General features: G+C 44.1%; 16 protein-coding genes and 1 pseudogene. 2 read left to right on the top strand and 15 right to left on the bottom strand.

Going from position 1 to position 25,431, the window contains the following annotated elements; genetic code table 11:
- Window positions 1-63: 63 nt before the first annotated feature.
- The 4 genes from C7R93_RS05085 to C7R93_RS05100 all read right to left on the bottom strand — a co-directional run bounded on the left by C7R93_RS05085 (window position 64) and on the right by C7R93_RS05100 (window position 6,644).
- A complete protein-coding gene (locus C7R93_RS05085; RefSeq protein WP_106837798.1) occupies window positions 64-2,055 on the bottom strand; it encodes a hypothetical protein in 1,992 nt (663 codons plus the stop codon).
- 492 nt (window positions 2,056-2,547) lie between these two features.
- Window positions 2,548-2,793, bottom strand: a complete 246-nt coding sequence (locus C7R93_RS05090) for a hypothetical protein (RefSeq protein WP_106837799.1) — start codon at window positions 2,791-2,793, stop codon at window positions 2,548-2,550.
- A 158-nt stretch (window positions 2,794-2,951) separates the two neighbouring features.
- Window positions 2,952-5,816 carry an Ig-like domain-containing protein gene (locus C7R93_RS05095; RefSeq protein ID WP_208637790.1) on the bottom strand — a complete coding sequence of 955 codons (2,865 nt, stop codon included), beginning with the start codon at window positions 5,814-5,816 and terminating at the stop codon, window positions 2,952-2,954.
- Between the two features lie 63 nt (window positions 5,817-5,879).
- Entirely contained in the window at window positions 5,880-6,644 is a 765-nt protein-coding gene (locus tag C7R93_RS05100) for an SDR family NAD(P)-dependent oxidoreductase (protein WP_106837801.1), read from the bottom strand.
- Window positions 6,645-6,941: 297 nt separating this feature from the next.
- On the opposite strand from C7R93_RS05100, the gene C7R93_RS05105 reads away from it, so the two are divergent.
- Window positions 6,942-7,835 (top strand): LysR family transcriptional regulator, encoded by an 894-nt coding sequence (locus C7R93_RS05105; RefSeq protein WP_106837802.1) that lies wholly within the window; start codon window positions 6,942-6,944, stop codon window positions 7,833-7,835.
- A gap of 611 nt (window positions 7,836-8,446) precedes the next feature.
- Here C7R93_RS05105 and C7R93_RS30445 read toward each other — a convergent pair.
- The 11 genes and pseudogenes from C7R93_RS30445 to C7R93_RS05160 all read right to left on the bottom strand — a co-directional run bounded on the left by C7R93_RS30445 (window position 8,447) and on the right by C7R93_RS05160 (window position 23,432).
- Window positions 8,447-8,719: a hypothetical protein gene (locus tag C7R93_RS30445; RefSeq protein ID WP_244191449.1), complete on the bottom strand. Its 273-nt coding sequence runs from the start codon at window positions 8,717-8,719 to the stop codon at window positions 8,447-8,449.
- A 164-nt stretch (window positions 8,720-8,883) separates the two neighbouring features.
- Entirely contained in the window at window positions 8,884-9,078 is a 195-nt protein-coding gene (locus C7R93_RS05115) for a hypothetical protein (RefSeq protein WP_106837803.1), read from the bottom strand.
- Window positions 9,079-9,435: 357 nt separating this feature from the next.
- A complete protein-coding gene (locus C7R93_RS05120) occupies window positions 9,436-9,780 on the bottom strand; it encodes a DUF3969 family protein (RefSeq protein WP_106837804.1) in 345 nt (114 codons plus the stop codon).
- 15 nt (window positions 9,781-9,795) lie between these two features.
- Window positions 9,796-15,357 (bottom strand): polymorphic toxin-type HINT domain-containing protein, encoded by a 5,562-nt coding sequence (locus tag C7R93_RS05125; RefSeq protein WP_244191450.1) that lies wholly within the window; start codon window positions 15,355-15,357, stop codon window positions 9,796-9,798.
- A gap of 582 nt (window positions 15,358-15,939) precedes the next feature.
- Complete coding sequence (locus C7R93_RS05130; protein ID WP_106837805.1) at window positions 15,940-16,392, bottom strand: nucleoside deaminase; 453 nt, start codon at window positions 16,390-16,392, stop codon at window positions 15,940-15,942.
- A 27-nt stretch (window positions 16,393-16,419) separates the two neighbouring features.
- Window positions 16,420-17,370: a carbamate kinase gene (gene arcC / locus C7R93_RS05135; protein ID WP_106837806.1), complete on the bottom strand. Its 951-nt coding sequence runs from the start codon at window positions 17,368-17,370 to the stop codon at window positions 16,420-16,422.
- Window positions 17,371-17,388: 18 nt separating this feature from the next.
- Window positions 17,389-18,869 (bottom strand): annotated as a pseudogene (locus tag C7R93_RS05140) (cytosine permease).
- 81 nt (window positions 18,870-18,950) lie between these two features.
- Entirely contained in the window at window positions 18,951-20,375 is a 1,425-nt protein-coding gene (locus C7R93_RS05145; protein ID WP_106837807.1) for a YlbE family protein, read from the bottom strand.
- A gap of 2 nt (window positions 20,376-20,377) precedes the next feature.
- The gene (fdrA, locus tag C7R93_RS05150; protein WP_106837808.1) at window positions 20,378-21,922 is read right to left on the bottom strand and encodes an acyl-CoA synthetase FdrA; all 1,545 of its coding nucleotides are present in this window, start codon (window positions 21,920-21,922) and stop codon (window positions 20,378-20,380) included.
- The gene (locus C7R93_RS05155) at window positions 21,904-22,815 is read right to left on the bottom strand and encodes an oxamate carbamoyltransferase subunit AllH family protein (RefSeq protein ID WP_106837809.1); all 912 of its coding nucleotides are present in this window, start codon (window positions 22,813-22,815) and stop codon (window positions 21,904-21,906) included. The genes fdrA and C7R93_RS05155 overlap by 19 nt, the downstream gene beginning before the upstream one ends.
- Before the next feature lie 8 nt (window positions 22,816-22,823).
- Window positions 22,824-23,432 carry an ankyrin repeat domain-containing protein gene (locus tag C7R93_RS05160; protein WP_106837810.1) on the bottom strand — a complete coding sequence of 203 codons (609 nt, stop codon included), beginning with the start codon at window positions 23,430-23,432 and terminating at the stop codon, window positions 22,824-22,826.
- 212 nt (window positions 23,433-23,644) lie between these two features.
- On the opposite strand from C7R93_RS05160, the gene C7R93_RS05165 reads away from it, so the two are divergent.
- Complete coding sequence (locus C7R93_RS05165) at window positions 23,645-25,339, top strand: PucR family transcriptional regulator (protein ID WP_106837811.1); 1,695 nt, start codon at window positions 23,645-23,647, stop codon at window positions 25,337-25,339.
- Window positions 25,340-25,431 lie beyond the last annotated feature (92 nt).

Consider the following 25,431-nt stretch of genomic DNA (forward strand, 5'->3'; position numbering starts at 1 on the left):
GTTCTCTTGAAGGTGTTTTGATTTGTCTCACATTACGGGGGCAGTCCCGGTAAGACCATTTTTTTATATGAACATTTTTTTTGCGTTACGTTCCTCTTCTTTGGCCTTTTTAGACCAGGATGAGTAAAATTTTTCGTTCTCGTATTTTCCTCGTAATTCAGTCAATTCTCTCGCTGTAATTGAACTTTTTTCACTTTCCAATTTTTCACTGTATTCATCGAGATTTACTTCGTAATGTATATCATCGTCTTCCACATCTTCGTCAAGATTTAAACCATTTTCTAAGATAAGCTCATCTCGAACTTCATTTTCTTTTTTAACTTTTGTACTCGAACCAGGTACAGAGCTAATGCTGTCAGTTGGTCTCGCTTCCTTGGATCGGTTTGGATTTGTAATATCGATCGATTTATTGAGGTTACCAACTCCATGATTCTGCGCATAGCTGACGTACAGTAAGTTTGAAAAATGGTTGGTTCCCATACCTGTACTTTTTGGCACATGGTGATCTGCCTCTGGCGCCTTTCGACCTTCCATATAAATAAGTTCATCCATTCCAATTGGGTCATTATATAATCTAGCTAATTCTCCTTTGAAATTATACTTTTTCATCGCTTCCGGATTTAGATCAGATAAAAACTTTCCGCTATTTTTTGCTTTTATATGTAATTCTGCTAACAGCCTTTGTTGAGGTGTAAAATTTAGCCCTTTATTGTAGGTTTCGTATTTTACAGAATCTAAGAGATCATATTCTTCTTTATTTTCTTCAGACAATTTTCCTAATAACGATTTCAATTTTTTCTCATTCATAACCGACATCATGTGCACCAAATAATCAAGCGATCGATGCGGACGAGGAACATGCTGTTCTGGTATACTAAGCGGAGGATATTTTTTGCCTTCTTCGCCTAATCCCTGTGGTATCCATTCAGCTTTCTTATTTTTTTTGAGATCTCTATCCAACGCATCTAATTCCTCTTCGGCAAATTTAAAAATCTGCTTAAGTATTTCAGACGGTTGCGCGTTTGTTTTTTGAATATCATCATACGAGAACTGGTTTGTATAAAACATTTGATTATCTATTGTATGTAGTGTAACTAAAAATTTATGGGGTATCCGTGGATCACTCCCAATTTTTTCTAGATGATCTTGCTTCACATTGTCTTCATCATCAGCTACAAGAGGGTAATCAAGCAAAATACGCATGTATCCTCCACGATATTTCTCGCTCTTTTCCTGTTCCTCGTAATTTAGAATCGACGCGATGTCATCCTCACTTACATTGTCGGTACTATCAATCGTTGTAGATATATTCTTTTCAGATTTAGGGAATGCATTTGTGCTACGCAGAATTCTACTGATCGAATCCTCCATACGCTTCCACGGTCCCGTCCTGTTCATTTCCATTGTCATCGGTACGATTAACAGGCTATTGACTGGTGCTCCAGACGAATGGGGCATCAAATGTCCCTTATCAAACCGTTTTTCTTTATTAAAATCTCCATCTATTATTCCTTTATCATTCCCAACGCTCAGTGGTGGAGCGGTCTTAGTACGAATCTTGCTACCTCCAAGTATTTTTCTATTTTTCCCTTGTAAAGTGGATAGCGGAATACGCACCTCTTTTTGTCGTATACGTGGCTTATTGTTAAACTTGAATGATTCAGTAATGACTTCTGTACTGTCTTTAAACCAGTATGATCGTAAGTGATCTGCAATGTTTGTATCCGACTCATTAATAGTCTCTTTCTCCTCAGACTCATTCTCCATTGTACTTTCTGTATCAAGTTCTGTGCTGTTTTCCGAGGTAGTTTCTGACTGCTGTATGACGCTGCCTACACCTTTTCCTTTAGAAGTATCCTGATACTTCTTCATCAACTGTAAGGTAACACTGTTTCCAAACGCTTTCTGCATTTGCAATACCGTAGAAACGTTTGATGGAACTGCTATTTTTTGCAGTACCTTTCTATTTTCAACAGACGTATTTAGTAGTTGATCAGACATTCCAGTCATTCCAGTCATTCGATTCTTCTTTTTCTGATAACTATTCGCTCGCATTTTCTACTCCCTCCACCACACATATAGTTCCCAATAACGGATGACTGTTTTGTGAAAATTTTCATTTAATATAAGAGACATGCAACCATAAAAACCTGCAAACCAACTTAAATTGGTGAGAATTAAGTGTATATTGGCAACGTTAATTGTGAGAGAAATAAATGAAATTAGGTGAACCGTTACGATTCATGACATTAAATTTATTTGAAATTGTGGTCTTATATCCGCTTGTAGCTAAAAGAAACTGGCTGATCTATGCTATTGCTATTTAATTTGAAAACAAAATGGGGAGAACCTCATTATTTCGATGTAACTGAATTAATAATGAGATCCTCTTCAGGAATTATGTGGAGTATTGAAGTTTTATTTTCAGATGACTCACCTTCGGAATGCTTGGCTAGGACAAACTTAGTGTGGCGTAGTTTAAAAATCCAAACTTATCCCGTTGTAATAATGTAGTCTATAAGATTCGAAACACATGCGAAAATTCACCTAACGGGTAACACGCTGAGTTATATCGCGTTTGCTTCGATCCATTTTGTCCATGAATCCTCTCATGCTGTTAAATGCTTCTTCACGTTTTTGTGCTAGTGACTTTCCACGTGCTTTTTGTACTTGCATCATCGCCTCTTCCAATGAGAATGCGCTAGCAGGAGTTAGTCCAAAAGAGAGTACCCCTGCTGCGATAGATACGGAGAGAAGAAGCTTTGCCATTCTGTTTTTAAGTACGTTTTTCATGTTGATAATGCCTCCTACGAAGTTTGATTATTTGCGAATGAACTCGTATTTTCTTAATGATTCGATGATCCACCTCCCTTTAAGAGAATACGATCATCCATTTCCAGTAAACGAGAATCAGTTAGTCTTCCATGGTATAACCGACTCTCTTACACCACTTATTCGCTTACGACGATCTTGAGCTGAATTTCTTTTCCTCCATAGCTGACCGTTATGGTCGTGCTCCCCTCTGCCAAGGCCGTAATCGTCCCATCTGCATCTACAGTAGCTATTTCAGGATCGTCCGATGTCCACTCGGCATCCGCCGTTACTTCCTCTTTAAAGCCTTTTCCATACACAGCATGTACGGGGACAGACCTGCTCTCTTCAGGCTCTAGATAAAACGAGCTGCGATATGCCTCTAACCGATCGACTACTTTTTCTTCCATGACCAAAATACTCAATCGGACCTCTTTGTTTGCGTATTTACCTGTAAGGACAACCGTTCCTGGCTTTTTGGCAAGCAGCACGCCTTCCTTCGTCACGTCCGCAACCTTAGGATTCCTTGAGGACCATTGGACGAATTTCGTCACCTCGTCGCTCTGTTTGTTGCTCAAAAGAGCGTTCACTTCCAACTCCCTTTCTTCATCCACTACTAACACAGCCTTTTGTATATTAGCTGTAAGTGATCGGACAGACAGCTTGGAAATCGTAACGGGGATCTCAAGCTTTTCTCCGCGATAGTGGACGGTGATTACGGATTCTCCTTCTGTTTCCCCTACTTTTAGACGGCCTGGCTTTATTAAGCTAGCCAAATCGTTATCTATGTCGTAAGAAGTTTCTTTGTCATTCGTGATATCTCTACGTTTTCCATCGATGACCGCATACACCTTAAAACGAACACTGCTATATGGTCGAATCCAGAACATCTTCTCCGTTGATTCTAATTGTAAGGAATCGTCTGCTTCATCACTGACCCTTACTTCAAGGGTAGCTTCTTTGTCCCCATCTACAGACGTTACGGTGATAGTTGTCTTTCCTTCTCTTTTCGCCGTGACGCGTCCTTCGTCATCTACCTCAGCTACCTTTGGGTTGCTGCTCTTCCATCTTACTTTCTGGTTCGTTGCATAGGATGGGGTGATTGTAGCCTTTAGTGTGACGTCTTCTCCGACTGATAGGATCAGCTGTTCCTCATCTAGACTGATTCCTGTGACTGGATAATAGGAAGGTTCTGTTGGAGGAATGATTATTCTCTTAATCCTCACGGTGACCGTCGCCATGTTGGAATCTGCCTTACCATCGTTGGTTTTATACGTAAACGTATCCGTTCCAGTCTCGTTTGCATGGGGTGTATAGGTGAACGAGCCGTCTGCGGTCAACGTGAGCGTCCCTTTGGACGGATCAGTTACTAATATCGCTGTCAACGAATCGCCGTCTGCGTCTGTGTCATTGGTGAGAACACCTGGTGTAGCGACGGTCAGTGGAGTGTTTTCATTCGTGCTGTAGGTATCTTCCGCAGCTACTGGTACCTGGTTGATGGGCGGTGCCGGATTGATCGTCACCGTTACCATCGCCACGTTGGAATCTGCCTTGCCATCGTTGGTTTTATACGTAAACGTATCCGTTCCTGTCTCATTTGCATGGGGTGTATAGGTGAATGAGCCGTCTGCGTTCAACGTGAGCGTCCCTTTAGACGGATCGGTTACTAATAGCGCTGTCAACGAATCGCCGTCTGCGTCTGTGTCATTCGCGAGAACACCCGGTGCCGCGACGGTCAGTTGTGTATCTTCATTCGCCCTGTAGGTATCGTCCACAGCCACCGGTGCCTGAGGGGGAGGAGCGATGATGATCCCCGATGTGTCACCCACACCCGTTAGTAACAAATCGGCCGGATTACCCGTCCCATCTTGCATGGCTCCACCATCTAGCACCATATTTGTATCCAGTGTTATTCCGTTGGCGTCTCTGTCGCCCGGTTGCACCGTATAAGAGAAAACGAGCGTATTACTGCCAGTACCAGATTCATACAAGGCTTGCTTCAATTGAGTTCCTACTGTCAGTTCAAGATGGCCGTTAGTCGTGAGTTGCATGCTCACAGGCTCACTGTAATTCACTTTGAATGTGAGTTTATCCCCTACGCGATAGATGCCTGATCCCGGTACATCTACAGAAGTAACGATTGGGGAAGTGTCAACATTCATGGCCTTCCCTCCCGAGATACTAACCTCAACAGGATAGTTCAAGTGATCCGTGATGGAACCACCGTCCAAATCAATAGAATTGCCTATCGAAACTCCATCATGATCATTCATACCTTTTTCTATCTTGTACGCAAAGGTCAGCCAGTTCCCCCCTGAACCCCTTATATAATTGGCCTTTACATTTGAAGATCCGATTTCCATTGGAAGAGTAGGCGTTCCAAGCACACTCACTTTACTAGTAAAAAAAATAGTATATTCCAGTGTCTCCTCTTCTCTAAGCACTTTAGGGTGATAGGACTGACCGGTTATCTTAGTAACAATCGTAGTCGGATCACTCGCAGTGTTGTTGCTAGGATTGGAGTCATTACCTCCCGAAACCGTTGCCTGATTCGTTACTGTTCGCGGTGCTCCATCAAGGACCCTAACTTGTAAAGTAATACTTTCGTAGGCTGCGCCACCAGGTATAGGATTACTATGGCTACAAGTGCGGTTGTTGTCGCAGATCCAGCCGGTACCTCTCATATTCACTGTAGCTAGACCCTCTGGCAAGTTGACCGTTACCTCTACATGTCCAGTTGAGGCTTCAGAGCCTTCAGCATTTGTTACTGTAATTGTATAGATTCCATTATGTCCTCCGATATTTCCTTCATGCGACATGGTGATAGATAGATCCGTAGGAGACAAGGCGGACAGCCCAAAGGATGTTTGTGCCGTATGGTCAATTTGATCAATTGCACTTACAGTACTAGCCGATAGAGGTACGCCCAACAACAAAATCATGAACATTCCGACACTGCATAACAAAAGCTTGATCGATCGGGAAAAGCGTGAAGCCACTGCCATATACGATTCTCCTCCTTCTTCATGGAAACTCACCATCTCAAAGGCATGACTACCACCTTGAAATCACCACAAGGAAAAGCCCCACTTTATCGGGCGGTATCCACCATCCACCAAAAGGCTTGTGCCTGTAACGAAAGAAGAATCATCACTGGCAAGAAACAGAACAGCCTTCGCGACTTCTTCAGGCTTGCCCAAGCGTCCCATTGGATGCAGCCCAATCAGGTGCTCGTTCATGGCTTCACTGTGCCCAGCGATCAGTGACGTATCTATGTATCCCAGACAGACAGCATTCACACGAATCCCTCTTCTCGCATATCGAAGTCCCAGCGTTTGGGTCAGGAGCTTCACGCCACCTTTGGCGGAAGAGTATGCAGTCGCATCCTCATTTCCAGCATGCCTATGAATAGAGCCACAGTTGACAATCGCTCCGCCAGTGCGTTGTGCCAGCATTTGCTCGATGACGTATTTATCACAGAAGAACACCCCAGTGAGATTCATGTCAATCCTTCTTTGCCAGTCATCCATGCTTAACAGATGACCTGGCGCGTCCTTGGCGATTCCTGCATTGGCAAACAAAATGTCTATCATCCCGAATTTCTCCACAGTGAGGCTCACCATATGTTTCACTTCGTATTCTATCGTCACGTCCGTTTGCACGAACAAGGCATCGAAGCCAGCTTGGTTGAGCTCTTCTGCCAATTCCTTTCCCCGTGGGGATAAGTCAGCAATCACTACTTTTGCCCCTTCTTTCGCGAAGAGACGAACCGTAGTCTCACCGATTCCACTTGCTCCACCTGTTACAATTGCTACTTTATTTTCCAGTCTCATCGATAATGCTTCCTACTTTCATAAAAATACTTGCGTTCCCTTGAGCCACAGCTTCCATAGCGACTTTTCCGTATTGCTCAATCGTTGTTTCCACTATTAGCTGTCATTACTTTTCATGGGTTACATCTTGCACTATCGCGATGGCTTCTCGACCCGTATCATCGCTGTTGTTTTCCCGCTTCTTGTTCCTTTATTGGATATTCTTACCTTGCGTATATTATAGGACTCTTATATATTTTTCGGTATGTAAACATACTTACCACTTCTTAAGGATAACTAAAGGAGGTGATCTACCCAATGAATTTGGAACAGCTCGAATATATCGTAGAGGTAGCGAAAGAAGGCTCTCTGACCAAAGCCGCTCAGAACAAGCATGTCACCCTCTCCGCTATCAGCCAGTCGCTCTCCAATCTGGAAGCAGAACTGGGCGTTACTCTTTTTTCACGTTCCCACCTTGGAGCGGTACCGACTCCTGAAGGGAAAATCATCATCAAAAAAGCATTTGAAGCCTTGGGGAAGATTCAGGAGATATGGGAAGAAGCCCAAAAATACACGAACACGTTAAGTGGAGAACTTAGGCTGGCGACCATTCCCGGGCCATTGACGGTGTTGATCAATGCTGCTTCAAATTTTAAAAAAGATTACCCTCATATCCGTACCCACATTACAGAAAAAGGGACTCAGGAAATATTGGAGGATATTCTCCAGGATAAGCTTGATTTCGGCCTGGTTATCATTCATCAGCACTTGCTCAAAAAAAGTGAGGGACTTAGCCTGGTATTCGAGCCGCTGTTTGAGGTAAAAACGGTCGTGGGCGTAACGAAAAATTCTCCTCTTGCCTCTCAATCTTCCATTACACCAGATGAACTATGCAGACATCCTTTTATCCTTTACAATGATACCTACGTCAAGACGTTCGTAGATGAATTTGTCCAAGCTTATGGCCCTGTCGATATCTTGTTTACTTCCAACATCACAGATGTCATTACCAATGCACTTAGGCAAAACCTCGCTGTCACCATCGGCCTGGACTACTCCTTTATGCGAGACCCCGAAATTATCATGCTTGAAATGGACATTCCTTATCAACAGCCTGTCTATCTCGGCTTGGTCCGATCAGCGGAACGTCATAATTCCCATATCTCCATGAACTTTATCAATCGTCTTCAATATGATTTGAAAAACAAGTAATAACCGCTCTTTCCTTAATGGATAATTAAAAAAGCTGTCGCTTGATTGCGACTGACCGCTTAACGTGGGGTAGTAACAGCGCCGTTGGTACTACGTAATTCAGAAGCACTAAGCATTGATATTGATGACTTCGATTTATTAGAGAGCAAAGATACAAATCGGCCGAAAATCAAAAAGCTTTCTTCCTATCCACAACTACAGGTGCAGGTAGTAAGGTTGAAAAAATGAGAATCCGTACCGAGCAGAAAACATCTTGATAAATATGCAAAAAAACACCCATATAGTGGATGAATAAAAGATAGGGAATGAAACCTCCAACTAGGATTGTCAGGAGGTTTCATTCCCTGTTATTGCTATCTGTTTTTTTGGGTCGCGTACATCCACACATCCGTTAACAAACAAAGAAAGGCTTCAGCTCCGAAGGGATTGTCTTTCTCTGCACCAACGTGTCAAGGGTTCGCTTCGCCTTACGCCCTTGACCTTGTTAGAATTTATTCAACTAAGTTTACATAAAATCGGTTCTTTAATTCTGACCATGTGGCATTAAGAAATTCAACCTCATCGAAATAAACTATCGATATCTATCGCTTTTATAATCTCGTCCTTTGTCTTTACTGAGAACCAAATAATATTTGGTGGTGTATTAATTGGTTGGTCCCAGGAATTGTCTCTTCCCACGGCAATACCCATTTGGAATTAGTAAATAGACGTCTTTCATTGATGAATTCTTGAATCTCCGACTCAAATAAATGAAAATTTCTCTCATAGAAAGAAAATAACAGGAAGGAATCGTTTTCTATTAGAAAACTAAGAATTTGAGCAACTTCCTCAGTTGATACATTATGTTTTAACATTCCAATTGATTTTATTAAGTTAAGTTCCATGCTCTATACTCCTAATCGTTGAAATAGAAATGTTGGTCTGATCTAGTTCTTCCTGTGAAAGTTTGGGACATATTAGTTAGGATCGATTACATCCCGTTGGAAGAGCCATTCGACTTCCTTAATAAGCCATCTCACCAGTTTCATCGTCTTTAGCTGGGACTTTGTCACCTACCTCGATTTCCTCGATAGGTTTCTCCTATTTCAGCTACCACCATTGTATCATTAGCTTGCCGCCTGTTCAGGTAAGTGCTTACCGCGAGAACTTCCGGTAAGCCGCTCAGCAGATTTCTTCCTTGCGCTGTAACAATCGCTACAATGGTCAGTTCTGTTGCGGACAAAATTAAATGATTCGATTTCACCGTCCTTACTCTTAATTGTCCTTCTGTCCATTCTGATAGATGCGAAGCTTCTCAACCTCTGTATCTGGGCGGCATTTTCTTCAGTTGCGATTATGTCCAAAAAAGTGTGAGAAAACGAACATAACAAAAAACAGGTCAATCATGATGGTATCTGACCATAATGAACCTGTAATATGTAACGCTAATGCGTTACTTAAGTTATAAAATTCAAGCATTTATGTGCGTACAGGCATATTAAAGGAATATCATACGAGGGTGATGAGGGTTAAGTTCTTTCAAGGTGTACCGCCCGATTCATTCGGAACTGGGTGGGGTAAAAGAAAGACCTTGAGGATTGCCGCCCCCAAGGTCTTTGAATCATTCATCAAATTTATTGAGCCAATACATCGACTTTTCCGTACTAGACAAGGATTTAAGTAAATCTAATGTCTCTTTCTTTTTCAGTTTAATTGCATCTTGTAACTTTTCGGGAGCTATATCTCGTATATCTTCCAACATACAGCATTCCTCAAACAAATCAATTATTGCCTTGTTGGCATTATTTTGTTTTAGAAGTTGTGCTACATAAGGACGATATAGATACGCATATGCATCTTCAAAAGTTAATGCCCCTTCAAGCAAGGAATCAAGCATGCCAAGATTTAATATACATAAAAACTTTTGAATTTCATCTGAATGCTTCAATTCTATTTGTAAATTCAATGTAACACTCCTTTATTAAGGCATTTGACTCGATGAGTTGCTCCATCCATTTTTCACCTTGACATTAAACACTTGACCGGATTGGCTTTGGAAGTAGTGAATTGAGATTTTTTTACCGTTTGCATCCACACCATCCTTGTAAATCTTGTTCCAAGTACCGGACTCAATAGCTCGTAGTTTCTCAAGTAATTCTGTATTGTTGACCTTGTTCTTCACAGTTCCGTTTTTAGCCGCTGAAAAACCTTGTGGGTAAAGTGGAGCATCTTTAATTGATTTATATACATGTTGCAACGAACAGTTATGAACCCAAATACCAAGGTTAGAAACAAAGTAAGAATGGAAATCAGCTACCTCAAAGTTATAAACCGTTGCTTCTCGCGGCTCTTTTTCAATCTTATCTATCGCCAGTTTAGTACCATCACTCGAAACAAGCAAGTCGCCAACTTTAAGGTCTTTAACGAACGTCCATCCCTTACCATCCAACCAAAATGGATGCTCACCCGTAACCTCGATGATTTCTTCCCCGATGTGGACATAGTAAATTTCGTCAGCCTGTTTTTGGAACAGCCCCACGACCTCTTTATACGCCACTTCTCCGGTTTCGTCAGACTTAGCTAGGACTTTATCCCCTACCTCAATTTCCTCGATAGGCTTCTCCCCTTCGTCTGTTAGAACCTTTGTTCCAGCAGTAAAACAATTGCATTCAAACATCTCATTGACTTCATCAATTAGTTCCTTTGCTGTTTTACTTATTTTTACAGTGATGGCAGGCCCGACACGCAATATACGTATTGCCCCGCGCGTTGCAACTGAAAAGATGATCGCATCGCCTTGCAGCATAAACTCAATTCTTCCCCCCGAGAAGTCTCGGTGTGCGTCTTTAATAGAATTGCTGACCAATCTCTTCGTTATTTTTCCTCTTTCAGTAATAGGTTCATAGTATGTTCCTTTATTTTTTGCATCTATTTCTTGTTGGGCAACTAGTCCGCTCCATCTGTTGGTAACTACCTCATACATAATTACGGACATTAATAAATCTTCATCGTAAGAGCCTGTAACTTCGCCATGATACATTTTCATGGATTTAAGATTTTTTTGCATCATTTTAATGTCTTCGGTAGATACTTCCCGATTGTATGTATCAACTAAAGCATCAATATCAAGAGTTTCTGTATCTTTTGCACTGACCAGTCTAAACCATGAATCAATTGTATACCTTTCTGCAACGTCTTTTGCTCGAATTTTTACAATGTAAGTTCCATTTTTTAAGATTGGCTGGGTAGTCGGCATATTGATGGAACCATCCCACGTAAAGGTATGCTTCACATTCTTCGCCAAAAACCTTCTCGTTTCTAGGTAAACTACATGAGTTGGATTATCTTTAGGTGCTACGGTAATGACCGTTTCCTGATGATCTTCGTAGTATTTCCATGAAATCGTTCCGACAATGTTTAAGGCTGGATCTATAGCCATATACCCCGTATCCCGTACTACTTTATGAAACTTTGTATGGTAGATGGGAGTTGGAGCAGTCTGTAACGAGCGTAGAGCCGCTCTTTTCTCTTTCCTTGGATTTTGCTTCCATACTTTCGCATAAAATACGCCTAAGTCGCCTGGAATAAATAACACGTCTTCCTGATTCGCATAAAACGTCTGGAGCTCATTTCCGTCTTTATCTTCTAACGTTAGAATGTTGTTGTCGACATATAAATTCATATCGGCAATCTCATCCAGCGTAAGCTTGAAATAATCAACATCGTATGGTGAAGACAAACGGTCGGAATAAATCCCATCCCATTCCGCTGCCGTAGCTGTTTCACGAGAATTGTCGAAATCTGACTCTACTGTCATTCTGGTCAATAAATTTGCATTTGCCTTTGCGGTAAGCTTTACATAATACGTCGTATTCGGCGCAAGCTTTGCTTCCACCATGGAGAATAGCGAACCGAAAGGGCCATCATGATCATCATTTTGCACAATCACATTCTGCATGGCAGAATCGCTGTACAAGGTAAGAATCGTGTCTACCTCTCCACCGTTCTCTTGATACGGAGATGTAAACAAGCGATGCAATCCCTCTTTTTCTGTGGTGAACTGATAGATAGCCTCTTTTGCATTCTTCGTCACATCGACAAAAGTGTTGACCGCTACATTCTCAATGATCGGGACTGGATCTGAAGTTACGACAAAATGCTCATAGGCCCCATAAAAAGTAATGGGATTATCATTGATGACTGTCGTGGTAAAGGTATGGCCAGCCCTAATTGTTTCACTCTTTGATGTGCTTTTTTTATCATTATCTGTGATCTTACCGTCTGGACTCTTGACTTCGAAACGATAGGTATCATAACGTGTCGCAGTTGTTTTGATTTTCGAACTTTTTTTACTCTGATTTAGAATGCTTACACTTTCATTCTTTAAGAGGGTTCGTTTTAACAACGCGGGTTGCAAACTTTCACTTCTTGCTATAGTGCTTTCAAATCCGCTGAACGTCACTGGAGAAGCCGAAGTAACAGTTACAACTACCTTTCCACCTGCGGGAATTTCAAGTAAATCTTTAGAGAAATCACGTTCTAGACTATGACTGGTTCCATCTACTTCGTACATGGCATAATCAAATTTATTCCCAGACTCATATGTAACATCTGTCTTTATTTCTCGTCTTATATCACTTTTGTTTACAAAGACATAAGATTGACCTTGTTGTACTTGTTGGTTAAATGTTAAAGAAACCGCTAACTCTTCTTTTAAAATGTCATAGTAACCTGCGAACGTAACCGGCAGGTCAGTGGTCACTGTTGCTGTCAGCTTACCCCCTGGCGGTACGGATACTTGGAGCTGAGAAGTGTCGTTGGCCTCCATACTAATAGAACCGTCACTCTTCATCACTTGATAAGTAAATCGATTTTTGTTGTAGGTTGCATCTGTTAGAACTTGTATAGTATCTTGACTTGTATTCCGAATCCCAATTGTTTCGTTTTTTACCGCTGTTCGTTTGAAAAGAGCAGGGGTAGGACTCACTCTTGCTTCCAATCCATCTTTAAAACCTTCGAATGTCACAGGTTTTAAAGATATGACGGTGACCACTACTCTACTGCCCGGAGGCATTGAAATTTGTCTTCCATTATCACTTGCAGACTGACGTGTTGGAAGTCCTTGATAGTACAAGGTATAATCGTATTTCTTATCCTGAGAGGAATAAGCATCTGTATCTATATACTGGTATTTGTTCGTACTCGTGTTTGTGAATACATAAGACTCGCCTTGGTTCAGTTGTCGTTTAAAGCGTATCGAACTAGAACCATCTTCTTTAAAGAGGTCATAATAACCATAAAAGGTAACGCTCTGATCGGAGGGAATGGTAACCGTCAGCTTTCCACCTGCTGGTATCTCCAAGCTTGTCGCAGTTGCATCGTTTTGCTGTTTGACGACAGAACCAGTATTTGAGGCAATCTGATAACTGTATTTATTCCTACTAGACGCATTCGTTTCAATCTTCAATTCTTTCGTGCTTGTGTTTAAAAAGCTTACGGTTTCACTATTAAACACTTGGCGCTTAAATAGTGCAGGATTTGCGCTGGGGCTTCTTTTTACACCTTTCTCAAATCCTTGGAAGGTCACAGGTATGGAAGACGTGACCGTAACGACCATTTTTCCACCGACTGGAATATACTTCGATCTCAAAGCTGTATCCAAGGCATACGAATTGCCAGTGCCGTCGCTATTATAAACGGTGTATTCGAATCGATTTCCTTTTGAAGAAGAAGCATCTGTTTCAATCTCTTGAATCTTTCCACTAACATTCGTAAAGATATAAGATTCGCCTTGTTTGACTTCTTGTTTGAATAGAAGATCTTCTACCTGTTCTTCTTTAAAATGATCAAAATATCCATGAAATGTTACCGGATTATCTTTGGTTACTGTTGCAGTCAACGTCGCACCAGCTGGAACAGGTATGCTTCTCAAGGAGGAATTGTCCTGTTGGCTCACGATAGAACCATCACGACTTGTAACTTGGTAAGTAAATACTTTACTTGGGCCAGCATCTGTTAGAGCTTTAAGGTCGAATGAGCTTGTATTTCTCACACTGACTGTTTCATTTTTGGTAACCGTTCTTTCCCAAAGAGCAGGATCAACACTTGGGGTTCCGACAAAGATAGGGTCATATACTTGGAACGTGATCGGCGTGCTAGACTTAACCGTTACGACTATCTCTCCACCCGCGGAGACAGCGTTCGATCTTGCATATGAATTAGCAGCCTGGGAATGTACTGTGCCATCGCTTTTGTAAATAGCAAAATCAAATCTCGTATCTGTCTTATACGCAGCATCGGTATCTAACCTTAATGTCTTTTCACTATTATTGACAAAACGATAGGACTCGCCTTGATTCAGTTTGTGACTGATGACAGTTCCATCGGAGGTGTCCTCTTCTTTGAAGATGTCATAATAACCACCAAATGTTACAGGATCATCAGATGTCGAAGTGGCTACAAACTTTCCACCTGCTGGAACGGAATAGGAAACTGTCGACGTATCGACAGCCTGTTTGTACACCGAACCATCACTGTTGAATATATGGTAACTGAATTTCTTTTTCGTACCACCAGTGTATTGAATGGACTCACTTTGTGAGCTTGTATTTACTGCAATAAACGTTTCATCTTGGCTCAACGTTTTTTTAAATAAAGCGGGTTCTGATGCAGAATAATAGGTTGTTTTTTCTACATCTCCCGTAAAAGTTACCGGAAATCCAGTAACCGTAACAACAAGCCTTCCATCTAGCGGGATCGACCTTGAAGTGGCAATGGAGTCTAGGTCATGAGCGACGCCCTCTCCCTCTGCATTGTACGCAGCATAGTCATACGTCCTACCATCAGTTCTCGAAGTGTCGGCCTTCAACGAAGAACTTGATTTAGGATTACTATTTTCAAAAACATAAGTCTCACCTTCGGAAATGGTTAGCTCGAATGTTTCCCCCGCAACTCGGCTCATCAACCTGGGGATTTCCTCTTCTATTTCGCCGGTTTGTGATTCATCGGTTAATTCATCTACAGCAGGCTCTTCTGAAGAAGCATCTACCACTTCAACATTCACTTTCGTCACTTTGTCTTTGTAAGTAGCAGTGAGCGTGGTTTTACCCGGAGCTTGAGCAATGACCTTGCCTTCTTCGATACGAATCAATTCTTTGTTCTCGATTTCCCACGTGACAGATTTGGTTACATCTTCAACAACTTTATCTGCCCACGATGCCTTAACAAGTAAAGCAACGGATTCATCTACTGCCATTTGAATTTCATCTGGAAGGATTGATAACTCTACTATTTCGTTTTCTGGTTCTAATTCTTCCTCATTTTCTTGCTTTCCCTCGTCCATGGGGAACTTACTATCTACAGATCCTTCGCTTTCTATTTCTGTTGTACTCTCTAGACCTTCTGAAGATGTATTTTCACTTGTTTGCACTGTGTTCATTTGATTATCTAGATTTGTAGATGCATATGAAAGGGGTACTACCATATTCAAAAGCACACTCAGCACTAGAAGCACGGACAAATATCTCTTCATGTTAATGTTCACTTTGCTCTCCTCATTGGTTAGGTTTCTACTAGTTTGACATTCGAGAACAGCGCTTAAGAAAATGGAGTATTGTTCAAAATACAGGTAGTAGAAAGAGTCACTATCTCAGTAAAATACTTCGAAATTTAATAAACCCAAACTGAAACATGATAGCTCCACGATCAATATTCAAATTCACCTACTCGAATATGTAACTTTGCTGTAATGTACCCTCTTACCAAATCAATTTGTTAGGCCTTTTGTTACAACTGAATCTACTGTCTACTCGAATTGAGCAGCACTGCCTAATACGATTCCCTTCACAATTACTACCTCACTTTCCATATTTTATTATGATTAAACATGATATCATTACTTCCTAATATACCAAATGGGAATAATGTCATATTCTGCATATTACACAATTAGGAAATTAGTCTATTATTTTTAAAAAAACAATACTCTACGCACCTTTAATAGACAAGCAACCATGACGTAGGATATGGGGGAAATCCAAGCCCAAAAAGAGGAAAAGGGCCCTTATTAAGGCCCTTTTTTCATACTCCGAACATCCGTGTTTCTTGTCTGCTATTCAGTTACCTACTACGCTTGGTTCAGCTTGTGATAGTGCCTAAACAACTGATCGCAGTCCTCGCGCTTCTCCACCTTGATCATGTTCAAAACGCTCGTATCCTTACCAGAAAAATAGTCGCGCAGATGCTTATCCGAAAAACCGTTCTCATGCGCGTCCTCCGCAGTCGAGCAGTAATGAACGACCTTGATGCCAGACCAAATGATAGCCCCCACGCACATCGGGCAAGGCTCGCATGTCGCGTAAATTTCGCAGCCTGTCAGGTCCATCGTGCCCAGCGTCTTGCACGCTTCGCGTATCGCTACCATCTCTGCGTGCTGGGACGGGTCCATATCTGCCATCATGCGATTGCTGCATACGGCGATGATTTCGTCCCCTTTCACGACGGCTGCCCCGAAAGGTCCTCCAAGCTTGTTGTTCATACCTTCCAGCGTTTTTTCCACTGCTAGCTTCATGTAATCCATTGACTTGCATCCTCCCTCAAGAGGCCATTATTTTACGATGTGTGTCCCTGCTTTGTTCGTAATCGCATCTTTTAAGCTCTCCGGGTTCGTGATGATCACGCTTGACCCGCTTTTCTCCAAAAAGATCAGACTGGCCTCGATTTTTGGCAGCATGCTGCCTTTTGCGAAGTGCTCTTCACGAACGTATTGCTTCGTTTCCTCTACCGTGATGCGCTCCAGCGCCTTTTGATTTGGCTTGCCGAAGTTAATGCATACCTGCGGGACACCTGTCGTAATGATCAATGTCTGTGCATCGATTTGCTCTGCCAGCAAGCTGGTGGCAAAATCTTTGTCGATGACAGCATCGATACCATCGTACGTATTTTCGCCCGTTTTCACAACCGGAATACCGCCGCCACCAACAGCGACAACCACATATCCCGCTTCGATCAACGATTTGATTGCGTCTTTTTCCACGATATCGATTGGCTTCGGGGATGGAACCACTCTTCTGTAGCCGCGACCAGAATCCTCGATAAATACCCAGTCCGGATGCTCTTTGCGCATCTCTTCCGCCTGCTCCAGTGTGAAGAAGGAGCCGACTGGCTTCGTTGGATTTTCGAAGTTCGGATCATCCTTGCTGACTTCTACCTGCGTGATAACGCTCGCCACTTTTTTGTTGATTCCTTTTTTGGCAAATTCGTTGGTGAGTGCCTGCTGGATTTGATAGCCGATTCCGCCCTGCGTATCCGCCACGCAATTGACCAGCGGGATCGTTGGCATCCCGGACACTTCATTGGCGATTTCGCATCGTTGCAAAGCAAATCCAACCTGTGGTCCATTGCCATGGGTAACGACAACGTTGTAACCTTCTTGCACCATATCTGCTATATTTGCCGCGGTTTCACATACGGCTTCATATTGGTCTTGAATCGTGTTGCGACCATTATCTTTAACTAATGAGTTGCCGCCGATTGCAACAATAACGAGTTTTTCCACTGGGCACTTCTCCCTTTGTTAAGATACTTTTGCAGCTGTTTCACTCTGCGTGATCGTGCTTGATGTGTTCCATTTATAGCACAGCGCATATAAAACGCCAGATATGATCGACCCGCTAAGGAATGCTGACTTGCTGATGTTTGCCAATAGTGGCACATTTGGCAAGAAAGAGCCGGATAGTGTAGTCAAGAAGCTGACGATCAATACGCCGCATGCCACCATATTAAAGCCGTTTTTGTATTCCCCGTTTTCACCTGGTTTTACGTAGATGCCAGATAAATCCAGCTTTCTTTTTCTTTCAATGAAGAAACTCACCAGCATGATTCCCGTAATCGGACCGTACATGGAGCCGATAAAGCTATAGAACATATACAGCGCAGCCGTGCCGTTCACCAGCTTCCAAGGTAAAATGACAGTCCCCAATACAGCTGTTAAGATAGCCGCTGATTTCACTGTAAACATTTTCGGAAGAAGCGCTGTCATTTGCAGTCCAGATGGCAGCAAATTCCCAAACACAACATAGCTCGTCGAACCTATATTCAGTGCCAGCAACAAGATAATGACGGCAACAGGATTCCCAATTTGATCAATGGCAACGACTACATTAAAGTCTGTGATGCCAAACGCGATTTGCGTTCCAACCAACAATCCTACACACGTAATTCCAAACAGGATGTAGGATGCAATCATTCCAAGCGGCAGACCAATCATCGGAGCTTTCGGGTGTTTTGCCCGTTGCGTAAGGTCTGTAATATTTACAATCGGGCCACCCCAGTTCGATACCAATGCACTAACACATGCGATAAATACAAGCCAATTCTCCATCGGTTTGGCAGGAGCATAGGCAAAAATCGGACCGAATCCGCCAGCAACGCTGATCGCCCAAATCGCTGCACCCACGATGAAAATATAGATGATCGGTGAAGACCATTTACTAAACAGACTAAGAATTTTCATTCCACCTAAAAACAGTCCAACTGTAATGACCCAGAGGATCACGTAAGAAAGTGCGGTCGGGAAGTCTAATCCAAGAAAATCAAAGCCCGGAAGCATCTCCATATAACCCGGGAAAATTTTCTCAAAAATAACATTAAAGGACTGTGCCCCAATAATCGTTTTTGTCCCAAAAAACACAACCCCAGCAATTAGCCCACGACATATAGCAGGAATGATCGAGCCTTTTACACCAAAGGAGCTGCGCAGAAGCATCGAATAGCCAATCCCGTACTTCTGTCCCGCATAGCCATTCAACACATAGCCAGCCGAAACAATCAAGGCAGCAATCATGACTGCCCACAAGACTTGCGGAACGGATAATCCGAGGACAAAAATCCGGCTACAGTCATGTACGACATAAGATTGTGCACAGCGCCCATCCATACGGTCACGTAGTTAAAGGTGCCCCAATCTCGATTTTCGGAAGTCTTTGGCAAAATATCGTCCGCATATCCATAGGACTTGAATTCTTCATATGATCCCTTTACGTTTGCCTGTCCCATGTTCATTCACCTTCCTCATTCAACCCAGCTTTCGCAACCTTCTTTTGCTGCGAAAGCTGAGTCACTTAGGATGAAAAGCTGTTAGCTAATCGTTTCCGTTACTGCAAGCAATGCCTTTTCGAAAGCTACCATCGGTGGATACGTAATACCCGCACCAATCATGCCGATACCCGCGTCTTTATGCGCAATGGCGGTGTTGATAATCGGCAGGATGCCTGTTTGGATCACCTGACGAATATCAATTCCTGTTGCGACACCTTGGAAGTCGAGGAGAGGAATCGTGACGTTTGGATTTTCTGCTGTCGTAATTTCCTTCATCGTGGTGGAGAAGCCGATCGCTTCTTCAACCGTTCCGCCTACGAGCGCAACAATCGCTGGAGCTGCCGCCATCGCGAAACCGCCGATCCCATATGTTTCGGTGATCGCACTGTCCCCGATATCCAAGCCGGAATCCTCTGGCTTGTAGCCTGCAAACATCGGACCGACTACCTTTTGCGCTGGTCCTGTGAACCAAGTGTTGCCTGCCATGCCGCTTACACGAATACCGAACTCTACCCCATTGCGCGCCATCGTGGTGACAATCGTGCTGTTCTCGATTCCATGTGCTGCGTCCAGTGCGCATTTGCACATCGCCATCCATGTCGGACCAGAGAAGTAATCGCTGCTTGCTACGAAATCGAATACTTCGCGTTTTTGTTCTTTTGTGAAATCTGTCTCCAAAATGTACGGAGTCAGCGCTTGAATCAACAAGCTCGTACCCGCGTTGTTGCGGTTGTGGCATTCATCGCCCATGTGCAATGCTTGCGCCAGCATGAGACGAAGATCGATTTCGCCAGCAATTTTCATGGCATCCCGCAGCATTGGTCCCAATACATCGCGCATCCAGTTCAGGCGAGCGATGACACTTTCATCGTTGGCACCCATGCGGAGAATTTTGGCCATTTGCTCACTCAGGTTGGTGTAAGCGACGTTGCCGTACGTTTTGTTTTTCACCACATGCATGAACATTGAAGCGGATGTGACACCAGCCATGGAGCCTACGCAGTTGTGTTCGTGGCAGGGAGAGAACGTGATCGCGCCGGAAGCAGCTACCTGTTCAGCTTCCTCGATGTCTTTTGCCAAGCCCTCGAATACGATTGCTCCGGTTACAGCACCTTTCATCGCGCCGCACATTTTGTCCCAAGTAATGGGCGGACCTGCGTGGAGAATCGTCGTTTTTGTCATGCCTGGTACCACATTGATTGCTTGGTCGAAGCCAACAAGCATCGGCTGGGAGTTGATGATACGCTCTACCGCCAGCTTGTTTGCCCCAGCGATTTTGTCTGCGACCGCAGTGTTTTCCAGTCTGTCGAGAGCGTTGATCAGCTCAGGCTTTCCGCCACCCGGAGGCTTCCAATCCAGATGAGACGCATTCGCATTTTGCTTGATGATATCGTCTTTGAAAAACTCGATTCCTACGTTGATCGCATGAATTTTTCCGTTAAACAGCTCGTTGATTTTGCTCATGATTATTCCCCTTTCGCGACAAATTCTCTGGCCAGAAGACCTGCGTTCGTGCTGCTGCTTGCAATCGTTACACCCGCATCCATCAGCTTCTTCACTTGCTCATCGAAGTTCGGTGTATCGAGGTCGGTACCCAGCACGTAGCCCAGGATTTCCAGGTGTCTGCCTTCCTTGGCAGCCTGATCTTTTGCTTCGATGATCGCTGGCAGCATCACGCCTACAGGATCTTCGTGGGAACCAAAGCCCAAGATGAAGTCCATCAGAATGACGCCGACGGAAGGATCTTTTGCTTCTTCCAAAAATCTTGCGATGCGCGAGGACGGGTCGATCATTGGATGCGGCTTGCCGTTTGTAAAGTCGTCATCGCCCATGTCGAGGTAGGTGTGAGCCTTGCTCTCATGGATGTTTTTCAGCTTGTAGTCTGCTTTCTTTTGGATGTTGCTGTATACGTCTTCATACTTTTCCATCGCGAGGTACATCGCTTCGTCGCACAGGGTACCGCCGCAGAACAGTCCGCGAACGTATTTTTGTTCCGGTGTCAGCTTGGCCCGCACTTCTTCAATCAGCGGCCAGTTGAGTGCGCGTTTGTTGAGCTCGTCTTCGTTGGCGCCCGCCAGCACCACTGCTTTGATGGCTGCTTCCTTGCTCGTTTTCGCAAAATGTCCGCCAGCTTGTACAACCGCTGCTTCGTCTCCACCTATGAAGTACACAACGACAGGCTTTTTGCTGTTCTTTACTTGTGCCAAAACTTTTTCCTGAACGCTTGGTGCTGGTGGCTTGGAAATGAGTACGATGACCTTTGTCGCCTCATCCTCTTCCAGTGCTTTGATTCCGTCGAGCATCATGATGCCGCCGACTTGCTCTGACAGATCGCGACCGCCTGTGCCGATCAGCTGCGTGATACCGCCGCCGAAGTCGTGAATACGCACGCTCACCTCTTGGCTTCCTGTCCCGGATGCACCTACGATCCCGATGCTGCCTTTTCTCACGGCGTTTCCGAAGCACAGTGCTACATTGCCGATAATCGCTGTACCGCAGTCAGGTCCCATCATCAAGAGGCCTTTTTCATGCGCGAATTGCTTGAGGGCGATCTCTTCCTCGATGCTCACGTTGTCGCTGAACAGCATGACGTGCAGATCGTTTTCCAATGCTTTTCTCGCTTCTCTCGCCGCGAATGCACCGTTTACCGAAATCACTGCGAGGTTTGCCTCTGGGATGCTGGCTACCGCTGAATCAATCGTGGAGTATTTGATCTCCGTAGCAGATTTGCTGCCGCCTTTTTTCTTGAACAGTTCTTCGATGGCGATGAGAGCGCTCTCGCACAGCTCGACTGTCGCTGCCTTCACCACGATCATCAGGTCGCTCGTTTTCGCTGCTTCCAGCTCAGGTGTGAGCAAGCCTACGTTTTTCAATACCTCTTTGTTCATGTCGGTGCCCATTGCAATGACTGCTTGCTCGACACCTTCGATTTGATTCGCTTTTGTAGATAGAGACATCAGGGATACCGAGTCAAAATACGTGCTTTGCTTGATTACGACTTTGGTAGACATACGTTACCTCCAGCTTCTAGATTTCGTTCCAAACCACATAGGATGCCAAGCAAGATATCCGTGCCCGACGACGAGCCGATCCCGATGATTTTGTCTAAGGCAGGGACAAGCTCTTCCAAGGAGCCGGACACCATACACGAAAGCAAATCTTGGAGTGACTCTCTTACTTGACCATAGGCCGCTTTTTTCAACGTGATCGCACTGACTTCGTTCGTTAATGCTTGGGACGAACGGACGATTTCTTCGAAAAATGGGCATGACAAACAACAGGAAATGTTTTGCATTTTGTATACACTGCACAATCCCACTAAAAAATCGTCACCTGAGGGCGTTAACCCCGGACCCAGTCCGATAAGACTTATCGCACGCTGAGTAGCTGACTCTATGCGGTTGTTCGCCAGATCGTCGGAAAGCATGCCTGCACGCTGGATCAGCATACGGGACATCTCTTTCTCAAACGGGCTGGCAGGTTGGGAGGACATTTTCATGCCCCCCGTCTTGCCGTATACGTCCACGTAGTTTTTCGTGAACGCTACATTTCTTCGCAATACTTCTACGCCTTCTATGTCACAAGGATAGGAAGGAAGCTCACCTTCCCACTTTGTTGCTTGCTGTGTCCATATTCGCAAATCCGCTCCGATAACGAGCGTATTCTCTTCCGTAATGACTGGAGCGTTTACTGACAGCCCCAGCTCTGAAAAACCTTGTACATCAATGATGAGCGTGTTCGGTGCATTGTCTAGCTGCTTGTTGCCAATGGTGTACAATTCCCCGTTTTCGCTGCATGTCAGATTGATCGTTCGCTCAAAAATACTGTGTACGGCCCCGCTAAAGTTTGCTCGTGCCAAACGCTCAAGGAAACCAGCATCGCCAGACAACGCCTGGATGTACATGGGACGCTTTACTTTGCTCCTGCTTCCAGCAAGATTTGTTCGATTTCGGTGTAGCCTTTTCTTCTTGCCAGTTCAAGCGGTGTTACGCCGTATTTATCTACCATGTGCACATTGCAGCCATGCTCAATCAACAGCTTGATGATCGCTTGCTGCTTTTCGCCGCCATCATTCAGGATGATTGCTTCGATGAGTGGTGTCCAGCCTACAAAGTTGGTGTGATTCACATTGATGTCCGTTGTTGTTACCAGCTCACGCACGATCTCCACATGACCTTTTTCAGAAGCGGGTGTAATCCCTACTCCGCCAAAGCGAGTCAACAGCTCCAGGTTGGTACCTGCCTTGATCATCATTTTGACGAGTTCCAGCTTGTTGTTGATGCAACCGAACAAAAACGGGTTGAAGCATGTTTCATCCTGCAAATTAACATCTGCACCCGCTTCTACCAAAAACGATACCGCTTCCAATTTGTCGTTCATGGCTGCAGTCAGAATCGCTGTACGCTTTTGTTTGTTTCTTGCGTTGATATCTACGCCTTGCTCCAAATGCTTTTTCAGCGCCTCGATATCCCCTGCTGCCGCTGCTTCGAGAAATGCGTGCACTGCGTTTTTGTCCGTCATAGTCGCCCTCCATGGTCTCGTAATAATAGCCCGACTGTTTTTGCTGAGCGCTTGTTCTCCCAAAAATCATTAGACAAGCACCCGTACCTTACAGCATTATTTTAGACAGGATGTATGAGATCGTCATTGTGTATCGAAACTAAAAAAACTCAGTTTCGCTTGTGCACATTGCACAATCACAACCATCCGTTTGTGGCAAAGGAGTGAACGAGATGCTGACTATCAAAGATTTGCTGTCCATCCAATCCATTGACGGCATTAAAATCATCGCCGGAGAACAAGGCATCAACAACGTCATCTCCATCGTCAACATCATGGAGAACCCGGATGCGTTTGACTGGCTGTCTTCCAATGAACTGCTGCTCTCCACCGGATATATTTTCAAAGACAACCCCGAACTGCAAAATAAAATCATCAAGGAGCTTGCGGAAATCAACTGTTCTGGGCTCTGCATCAAGATGCATCGCTATTTTGATCAAATCCCGCAAAACATGATCGATCATGCCAACAAGTACGGACTCCCACTGCTAGCATTGCCTTTTGAATACACGCTGTCGAAAGTGATTGCCATTATTAATGAGAAAGCCTCCGGACGTTACGACTTGTTGAACCGCAAAACATTGGACATGCATAATGCGCTGTTTCGCATTGCGCTCGAGGGTGGAGGACTGGATCGCATCGCCTCTGAACTGTCCGAGACAATCAACAACCCGATCCTCATTCTGGATCAGGACTGGCATCTGCTCCATTACACGGAAATCTGGCACAATCCGATTCCGCTTGACTCCTGCTTGACCTTGATCAAAAACAGGCCTGTGTTTACCCGTGACTTCATCGAGTCTGTCCCGAAAAATATTAGCCAGATCAAAAAGTCGATCAAGCGTATCTACCATGCAAAAGATTATGAGATCAAATGCAGGATTCTCCCTGTGGCCGTTGCCAATCACATCTATGGATACATCGTCGTCTGGCAAACAGTTTGGGAGCTGACTGAATTTGACTACATCGTACTGGAGCAGGCATCCACGATCGTGGCGCTGGAGCGGATCAAGGCGAGGGAAATCGAGGAAGTGAAGCTGAAGATCAGACAAGACTTTTTCGATGACTTATTAACGGGAAAAATTACTTCGTCTGACTCACTGCAAACCTTATGTGATTTGCACGGACTACAATCGAGCTACATGTATTTTTGTGTGGTTATTAATATCGAGCCGGTTGAGCTGGAAAATTTGGAGGATATGGTCGATCGCAAGTATGAGCTGGATCGGATCGCCAAAAGATGTGTGGATCTCGTCTATGACTATTCGAGCACAGCTCCTGGAGAAATCACCTGCTTTTATCGGAACAACCGGATCATCATCCTCATCGGACAAAATGAGCATCGACCTGTGGTATCCGCAAGCGAAGCCAAGCAATTCGCCAATGAGCTGTATAGCGCTCTCGTGGATAAAATCAAGAAAACCTTATTCTTTATTGGGGTCGGCCGTCAGTATAAAAACATCGCTTCGCTGCATAAAAGCTTTTCTGAAGCACATGAAGCGATCCGCCTGATGCAGAAGTTCAACAGCAAGGGCGACGTCTCTCATTTCGATGATTACTCCGTCTATCATTTCTTGGATTCCAACATTAAGGACATCGAACTGGAAGACTTCTTTTTGAAGCGTCTGGGGAAGCTGTACGAGCATGATCAAGAGTTCGGCACGAGCCTCATGGTGACCTTGGACAATTACTTTTTGTACAATCAAAACGTCAGTGAAGCGGCGAAAGCGATGTTCATTCACCGCAATACGTTTATTTATCGGATTGAGAAGATCAAGGAGATTTTGAACATGGATTTGAAAAACTCGGAGGAGCTACTTCAAATCCAGCTGGCGCTCAAGATCGGCAAGCTTTTGCACAAGGAGTAAAGCTCGTCAACATACTGTAGTGGTCGGGAGGAAGGCGTGCCACATGTTTTCCAGTCGCCTTTTTCCTCACTTCGTTCGGGCGGTCTCCTTCC

This window comes from Brevibacillus fortis (genome assembly GCF_003013395.1).
In the GTDB taxonomy this organism is placed as follows: Bacteria; Bacillota; Bacilli; order Brevibacillales; family Brevibacillaceae; genus Brevibacillus; species Brevibacillus fortis.